Consider the following 8260-nt stretch of genomic DNA (forward strand, 5'->3'; position numbering starts at 1 on the left):
GAAAAATAGACCAAGGAAAGGTATAAAATATAAACCACCTAAAGAAGAACTTTTTAGTTTCTTACTATCGGTGTTACATTTGATTGGACAATTCGTCAACAAAAAAAGACCTGTCATTTCTCATCTATAAGAAATGACTAGGTCTATTACCTAAAAACGATTAATCTACCATCTCTGCTTCTAAGTATTTATGAATTAAGTCATATGTGGCAATTACTGAGGTGATGTGTGTTCTTTCAAAGGCATGACTAGCATCAATTCCAGCACCAAACAATCCGTGACGTACATCTGCTCCGGCACGCATAGCTGCAGAAGCATCTGAACCATAGTATGGATAGATATCTACTTTATAAGGAATCTTATTTTCATCACATAATCCAACTAATTGATTACGTAAGCCAACATGATAAGGGCCAGAAGCATCTTTAGCACAGATAGACACTGTATACTCATCTGAAGTTTGATCATCTCCTAATGCTCCCATATCGACAGCAATATATTCTTCAACTTCTGGAGCAATGTTAGAGTTTCCACCGTAGCCAATTTCTTCGTTATTAGAAATATAGAAATGAGTAGTATGTGCTAATTTAAGTTCTCCAGCTTTAATTGCTTCAATAGCTTCTAATAAAAGGGAAACACTCACTTTATCATCTAAGTGGCGTGATTTTAAATAACCGGAGTCAGTAATTTCTGCACGTGGATGGAAAGAAATAAAATCTCCTACTTCGATACCTAATTCTGCTACATCTTCTGGGTTAAAAACAGGGTGGTCTAAACGAACTTCCATATTGTCTTGATTACGTTCTAATGACCCTGCGTTACGGTAAACGTGAACAGAAGTCTGATGCATTAAAATCGTTCCATCAAAAGTTCTACCTGTTTTTGCAGAATGGATTTTGCAATATACTCCTTCTAGCGAATTGTAAACAAACCCACCGATTAGATCTAATTTCAAACGACCATCAGCTTTTACCGCACGAACCATCGCTCCTAAAGTATCCACGTGAGCTGTAATAAAACGCTGACGTTCTTTATTTTTTCCTTCTAAAGTTACTAGTAAACCTCCTTTTGGTGTCTTAGTATACTCCACTTTATCCTGGTCAAATTTTTTCATTAAATGCGACACAATTTCACCAGTATAACCAGTTGGTGAAGGAATCTCGGTTAATTCTTTCACACGTTCTAAACGTGCACGATCTGATTCTGATAATTGATAGTTCAATTCTACCATTCTGTTCTCTCCTTTATATTGATCCATCTTAAAAGATAAATCATTGTAATCACTTGATTCTACTATACAACAATTAGCCTTAAATTCAAAAGCAAATTATGAAAAAATAACAATCCTTTAGATTTTTATACTTGGACCAGAGTTTGAAAATTGAAATTCTAAAACAAGTGGGTGTCTATAGCTAGAGGCTTTTCTTATCATTAAGGTAAATAGGTTAAAAAAACTCGGGCAATTGTAAAATAAATGAAGACTGAAGTTAAGTCACTTAAAGTTGAGATAAATGGACCACTAGCCACAGCGGGGTCAAAGCCTATCTTCATCATGAGTTTAGGAATCAAAGCACCGGCAATATTAGCCACCACGATTGCACAAGCCATAGCAATCCCTATGATCATACCCAAAAAGAGGTTTCCTTTCCAAAAGCCTGCCACTAGGGCTATGGTTAACCCAACTACCAATCCTGTGACTACTCCTGTTAGTAATTCAAAACTAAAAGAATCAAAAAATTTATCATCTTCTGATTTATTAGTAAGCTTGCGAACAGCAACCGCTAAAGATTGAGTTCCAGCGTTACCTGCTGTACCGGTTATTAATGTAACAAAGCTAGATAAAACAGGCACTGAGGATATCAAACCTTCAAACTGAGAAATTAGAGTGGCTGTCCCCATCCCCATAAATAGCAGTGTAACTAACCAAGGCAAGCGACTTTTAGAAGCCTTAAATGGAGTAGTATGAATTTCATTAACATCAACCGCAGCCAAACCTGAGTAGTCACTGTCTGCTTCTTCTTGAATAACGTCTAAAACATCATCTACTGTTATAATACCAAGTAATTCACGATCAAAGCCTACAACTGGTAGGGCCAATAAGTCGTAATCTTGTACCATTTTTGCTACCTCTACTTGATCATCATTTACTTCAACTGTTATTAAACGAGGATTAAGGATTTCTGAGATTAAGGTTTGATCATCATGAACAATGAGATCTCTTAAAGATAAAACACCCTTTAGTCGTCTATCTTCATCAATCACATACACATAATAGATAGTTTCTGCTTGAGCGGCTGCCGTTTTTAAGTGTTCATAGGCTTGTTTAACTGTATATTCTTCCTTGACAGTTACAAACTCAGTCGTCATGATGGATCCTGCTGTTTCGTCAATATAGTTTATCAAACGAGATATTTCACGGGCAGACCTATTAGGCATTAAATGCATGTACGTATTTACTTTTTCTTTATTATCAATATTATTTAAAATATCCACCGCATTATCCGCGTACATTTCACCTAAAACAATAGCTGCATAGGCATTTTCCATCTCTAGGAAATACTCTTCACTCAAGTGAAGAATATCTGATTCAAAGGCATCAAAGACATCAGCGAGTTCACTGGGAGCAAGATATTGATAGACTGTTTTTCGCTCAGAACTGACAAACTCAGTAAAAATTTTGGCTTGATCATAATTATGTAACGCTAAAAACTCAGTACGAAAGCGTGTCATACGGTTGTTTTGCAGCATAGCTTTGAAACTAGCGACGCTTTCTTCAAAACTTCTTTCAAATACTTCCATTGCTATTCCTCTCTTAGTTAACTTGCTGGGCTTGAATCCAATCTTGCATATCTTCTGGTAGATTCATCTCAAAATGTAAGGGCTGTTGAGTCATGGGGTGGTTAAACTCCAATTGGCCACAGTGAAGCGCTTGACGTCTGATCGTTTTGGTCAAAGGACCTCCATATAAATCATCGCCAATTAAAGGACCTCCCATATGCATTAAGTGTACCCGAATTTGATGTGTTCGTCCTGTATGAAGCCTTATTCTTAAGTGCGCTCCATTAGGATAAGTTTGCTGACACCAATATTCGGTCTTGGCATATTTTCCACTTTCATGAACACGCCGGGTTATAATTGAAGACTCCGTACGTGCAATAGGTGCTTCAATTATACCATGGTCTGACCATTGACTGCGACTGCTTAGAGCATGGTAATATTTAACCACTTGACCTGCTCTTACTTGACGATCCATCAATGCATGAGCTAATCGATGCTTAGCAATTAACATTAAGCCTGATGTATCACGATCTAACCTAGTTACTATATGGATTACTTGATCCGAGTAGCCTTGCTTTTGGTAGTAACCTCTCACTCGATTAGCAATTGAACTCGAAGGATTTGCTAAAGAAGGAATTGAAACTACTCCCACTTGTTTATTTAAAATAAGTAGATCATCATCTTCATAGACGATTTCAATTGGGTCATCTGAAGGTGGAACTGTTTCATGCCCTCGCTCGATGGGAGCTAATAAATGAAGACAGTCTCCTTTACGGATTTTAAAACGAACAGGTACTTTTAAATGGTTCAATAACAGTTGACCTTCAAGCTTAACCTTTCTTAAAAAGGCCTTTGGTAACTGTTGTTGTCTTAAAAATTCTTTAATCGTTATTTCTTCCGATTGATCATAAAACCACTTCAACTCCATTATAAACCTCACCTTTTATTGATTAAACTTATTTTCTCACTTGATTAGCGATAAAAGAGGATTCTACACGATTCCAATAATGCATATGCTTAAAGCTAGCGAAATGAATTCTCTCCTTAGCCAATTGCAAGCGCACCGTATCAATTGTCTGGTCCGCCCAAAATAGATGGTCAGTCGTGATATCCATCCATTCATTGGATGGATCTGGTTTTAAAGTGAGCCATTCATCAGCCGGTAAAATAATAGGCGAGGCCAAGGATCGATAAACACGATTATTAACCGAAGCCATCTCTGTCATCTGTATTGCTTCAATTCGTGGATGCATTACCGCTCCTCCTAAAGATTTGTTTAACCCCGTAGACCCGGTTGGTGTCGCAATACACAATCCATCCCCACGAAATGTTTCAAAGAATTGGTCTTTTATTTCCACATCACACACCATTGTTTTACGATGCGAACGAATACTGCATTCATTGAGGGCTAGAACATGTCTCTTTTTTCCATTACCGAGAGTAATAGCTACCGATAGTAAGGGATATGAAATGGATTCAGCGTCATTTTCAACAATACTCTGTAAAACTTGATCCATCTGTTCGCCTAACCAGTCCGTATAAAACCCTAAATGTCCCGTATGAATCCCTATAAATTGAGTATGATTGATAAATGCCTGGTACTGGTGAAAGGCTGATAAAAGTGTGCCATCTCCACCAATTGATATTACATAGTCAGGAGTTTCCCCGTTAGAGAGCTCTTTTAATTGATAGTGATGGAGTTTAGTTTTAAGTCGTTGAGCATAGGCAACTGATAAAGCTTTTTTATTATATACTAATCCAATCTTTTTCATAGTTTCTCCTTACTCTTGCTCTTAACGCGAGTCAAACAGTTTGGTTGCTTCATGAATCTCTTCACGAATCTGACTCATTTCTTCATCAAGTAGAAAGGCAGCCTCAGAAGCTCGTTGAAGTCTTTCTAATATTTCAACAGGATACTTGCCATCATACTTATAATTTAACGAATGTTCGATGGTTGCCCAAAAATTCATCGCTAAAGTTCTAATTTGTACTTCCACAATAACCGAAATGTTTCCTTCAATTCTTTCCACCGGATACTCTAAGATCATATGATAAGAACGATACCCACTCGGCTTATGATTTTTAATATAGTCCCTAATCATAATGACTTTAAAATCAGACCGTCTTAATAGTAAATCTGCTACTTCATAGATATCCTCAACAAACTGGCACATCACTCGAACCCCAGCTATGTCCTGAACACCACAAAGGAAATCTTTGGCTTTGATTTGTCTAACAGCCATTTTTTCCATAATACTTTCAGGTGATTTTACTCGTCCGGTAACGAATTCGATCGGTGCGTGTCTATCCAAATCAATATATTCTTGGCGAATACTTTTTAATTTTAGCTTCAATTCTTCAACAGCCTGACCATAAGGGGCTAAGAACAATGCCCAATTGTCGACAAAAGGTTCTTCATATACATATTTATTTTCCATGATTTCCCCCTTTCTAGCCCTCTACAAGTTTTCAAAATATTCAACCCATATCAGTCTAATTGATTAATATCATCCAGAAAATATTTTACCATAAGTCAAAGGGTTTTCGTATATAACTGTTCATTAGTTGAAATATCTATCATTTTACGGCATACTATTTATTTGTGAGGTTTTTCACTCTAGGCGTATTATTATAGATTACACTATGTTTATGATAAGCTTATACTAAGAAAAAGTAATACGAAGGAGGAATAGTGTGGAAAATTATATGATTGATTATCACTTTAATGGTCAGGCAAAGTATTTTGACTTTTATTTGTTTGTCAATCCTTTAGGGCGAAAATGCTACTATTCCGAGCAAGAGATTAATAAGGCTAGTAAATTAATTTCTTCAAAGATTGACATTAATATTCTTTGTATACATAATGAAGAGATTTTAAATGACTTTATGCAGCGTTTAGGCATTATTCAACCTAGTTTAGCAGTCCGTAATGACCTCTACTGTAAACTTTATAAAGCTGCTTTAGCCGTAAAAGCTGCACACTTTCAAGGCAAACGTAAAGGCAGATGCTTTTTAAAAGATTTACAACAAAAAATTTATCACGATCTATCTCTTTTGAACGAAAACTTAATTATGGACCTTGCTGCAAGCAATGGTTTAGATTCAGATTTGTTCTATGAGGATTTCTATTCCGATTTCACACGAGAATTATATTTTAATGACCTTAAAATTGCTAAAGCCATGGGTGTTCATTCAACCCCTAGTCTTGTGATATTTGATTCTACCCGTGAAGATGAAGGGATTTTGCTCGAGGATAATGTTACTTATGAATCCGTTATTGATCATCTAGATTTATTACATTCACAACATTTAGATCACTCTGTTAAATGTTCTACCCATTTTAATTTATTGAAATAAGAGGTCGAGAGGCTTTCGTTTCAGAGATTGACCGCTTATTTCTTTCAATAGTTTTTTGAATGACTTTTATTATAATACTTAACTATCAACAATTATTTCCCTCCTAAAATTTTCCTCTCAAGTCTCACAGAGTAGACCTTTTGGGAGGCTATTTTTCATAAAAATTCACCCTTTTATAAGAATAAAACAGACGAATCAAGCGATTCGTCTGTTTTACTTACCTTAAAAGTGATTCCATAACGTTCATTTGTTCGGTAAATTATAATCTACAAATGTCTTAAGGGTATCTATTCCTAAAATTTCTTACTTAAACCTTTTTTACCCAAAAGATAAATCATCAAACCAATAATCAAAACTGTCAGAGCTAATAATGAATAAGTAGTTTCTTCACCGGTTATAGGTAAAGTATCCTTAGTGTTTTCTTGATTTTTAGGGTTATCCGGGTTTTTCGGTTTTTCTGGTTTTTCTGGGTCTTTAGGATTTTCTGGTTCCTGAGGTTTTTCAGGGTCTTTAGGATTTTCTGGTTCCTGAGGTTTTTCAGGATCTTTAGGCTTTTCTGAAATTTCAGTATAAATATTTTTGAAAACAGCTATTGCATCATTTTGATAGGTGACACTTAACCTTAAGAAACCTGTCCCATCATCGGTTACGGTAACTACTACTTCATGCACTGAATCATCGTAGGTAATTCCTGCTTGATTGTCTGACACTTCACGTAAGGTATACGCATACTCGCCTACCGTATCAAATGATAATTCACTAAAGACTACTTTCCCATTGCTATCATTCGTACCTGTTGCTACGACTGCATTGTTGGTATCCACAACTTCAAAGTTAAATTGACCCGCTACTAAGTCTAATCCTTCTAATTTTTTCTCTGCGACTAATGAAAGTACACCCTTTGCTGCTGTGTAACTATTTTTAAAGACAGGGATAGCTTGATCAGGATAAACCACTTCATGAACAAGTTGTCCTGCTCCATTATCAGTTACTATAATTGTAACATCATATGTTGAATCATCATAAGTGATACCTGCTTGATCATCCTGGGTTTCACGAATAGTGTAATTATATTCTCCAACATTTTCGTAAGATATATCAGTAAATGCTACTTTCCCATCTATATCATTCGATGCTGTCGAAATAATTTCACCATCAGAATTTAGGACTTCAAAATTGAATTGACCAGCTATTAAATCAAGACCTGTTAATTCTTTTTTAGCAATTAATGAAGCTTTTCCTGGTTGAGTAGTATATACATTGGTAAAGACAGGAACCTTATTGTTAGGATATTCTACAACCAATTGTAATTGACCCTTCTCGTCATCGGTTACCTTAACGATCACATCATAGGTTGTTTGATCATACGCAATACCTAGCTGGTTATCTTTCTTTTCACCAATTTTATACCTATATACTCCAATTTTATCAAAGGTTAATTCACTGAAAACAACTTTTCCATTGCTATCATTCGTACCTGTTGCAACAACTTCTTCATTTTCATTAAATACTTGGAAATTAAACTGGTCTTTTTCTAGAGAAAGACCCTCTAATTTTTTTTCAGCCAATAATGATAGTTTTCCAACTTTAGGCGTATACGAGTTTTTAAAGGTAGGTAGATCATCCTCTTCGTATTGGATATTAGTTGCTAAGTGCCCTTGTTCATCGTAGGTGACTGATATTAATACATTATATTGATTTGTATCATAAGTTACCCCTGCCTGTTGATCTATTTTTTCACGTATCATATATTGGTAATCACCTACTGTGTCAAAAGTAAGCGCTTCAAACACTATATTACCATTAACATCGTTCTTAGCTCGAGAAATAATCTCTCCATCCTCATTTAGTAATTCAAAATGAAACTGTCCGTCAGCTAAATTTAGACCTCTTAAAATCTTCTTTGCTTTTAACGGAGTCTTAACCTCTTTGGGTTCATTGATGATTGTTATTACATTACCATTGGTTGATACATTAGGTATCTCGGCAACTTCTCCATTTGAATTAAGTAATTGTAATTCGTAAGACTGTGGATTGTCAACCGAATAGTTAATTGTAAAATAAATTGATTGTTAGACGATAATACATATGTGACATAAAACAAATAAAAATAGGGAGCTTCTGA

7 protein-coding genes are annotated in these 8260 nt (G+C 35.6%); 1 reads left to right on the plus strand and 6 read right to left on the minus strand.

Annotation, left to right across the window (positions count from 1 at the left end; all coding sequences use genetic code 11):
* Positions 1-160: 160 nt before the first annotated feature.
* From ACQV2P_RS08195 to ACQV2P_RS08215, 5 genes are all read right to left on the minus strand, one after another.
* A complete protein-coding gene (locus ACQV2P_RS08195; RefSeq protein ID WP_428874461.1) occupies positions 161-1231 on the minus strand; it encodes a M42 family metallopeptidase in 1071 nt (356 codons plus the stop codon).
* 200 nt (positions 1232-1431) lie between these two features.
* Positions 1432-2799: a magnesium transporter gene (mgtE, locus tag ACQV2P_RS08200; protein WP_428874462.1), complete on the minus strand. Its 1368-nt coding sequence runs from the start codon at positions 2797-2799 to the stop codon at positions 1432-1434.
* Between the two features lie 13 nt (positions 2800-2812).
* Positions 2813-3706, minus strand: coding sequence for an RluA family pseudouridine synthase (locus tag ACQV2P_RS08205; protein WP_428894875.1), 894 nt, complete (start codon positions 3704-3706; stop codon positions 2813-2815).
* A 28-nt stretch (positions 3707-3734) separates the two neighbouring features.
* Positions 3735-4550 (minus strand): NAD kinase, encoded by an 816-nt coding sequence (locus ACQV2P_RS08210; RefSeq protein ID WP_428874464.1) that lies wholly within the window; start codon positions 4548-4550, stop codon positions 3735-3737.
* 21 nt (positions 4551-4571) lie between these two features.
* Positions 4572-5216: a GTP pyrophosphokinase gene (locus tag ACQV2P_RS08215; RefSeq protein WP_428874465.1), complete on the minus strand. Its 645-nt coding sequence runs from the start codon at positions 5214-5216 to the stop codon at positions 4572-4574.
* 256 nt (positions 5217-5472) lie between these two features.
* Between ACQV2P_RS08215 and ACQV2P_RS08220 the strand changes: the two genes are divergently transcribed.
* On the plus strand, positions 5473-6135 hold the full coding sequence (locus tag ACQV2P_RS08220) for a DsbA family protein (RefSeq protein WP_428874466.1): 663 nt from the start codon (positions 5473-5475) through the stop codon (positions 6133-6135).
* Positions 6136-6428: 293 nt separating this feature from the next.
* On the opposite strand, the gene ACQV2P_RS08225 is transcribed toward ACQV2P_RS08220, so the two are convergent.
* A complete protein-coding gene (locus ACQV2P_RS08225; RefSeq protein WP_428894876.1) occupies positions 6429-8201 on the minus strand; it encodes a Spy0128 family protein in 1773 nt (590 codons plus the stop codon).
* Between the last annotated feature and the right edge of the window lie 59 nt (positions 8202-8260).

The organism is Facklamia sp. P12932 (genome assembly GCF_050409545.1).
In the GTDB taxonomy this organism is placed as follows: domain Bacteria; phylum Bacillota; class Bacilli; order Lactobacillales; family Aerococcaceae; genus Facklamia.

What these genes read in the sequence shown, in the direction of transcription:
- ACQV2P_RS08205 (WP_428894875.1), bottom strand. Translation starts at nt 3,706, where the DNA reads ATGGAGTTGAAGTGGTTTTATGATCAATCGGAAGAAATAACGATTAAA.
- ACQV2P_RS08210 (WP_428874464.1), bottom strand. Translation starts at nt 4,550, where the DNA reads ATGAAAAAGATTGGATTAGTATATAATAAAAAAGCTTTATCAGTTGCC.
- ACQV2P_RS08195 (WP_428874461.1), bottom strand. Translation starts at nt 1,231, where the DNA reads ATGGTAGAATTGAACTATCAATTATCAGAATCAGATCGTGCACGTTTA.
- ACQV2P_RS08215 (WP_428874465.1), bottom strand. Translation starts at nt 5,216, where the DNA reads ATGGAAAATAAATATGTATATGAAGAACCTTTTGTCGACAATTGGGCA.
- mgtE (WP_428874462.1), bottom strand. Translation starts at nt 2,799, where the DNA reads ATGGAAGTATTTGAAAGAAGTTTTGAAGAAAGCGTCGCTAGTTTCAAA.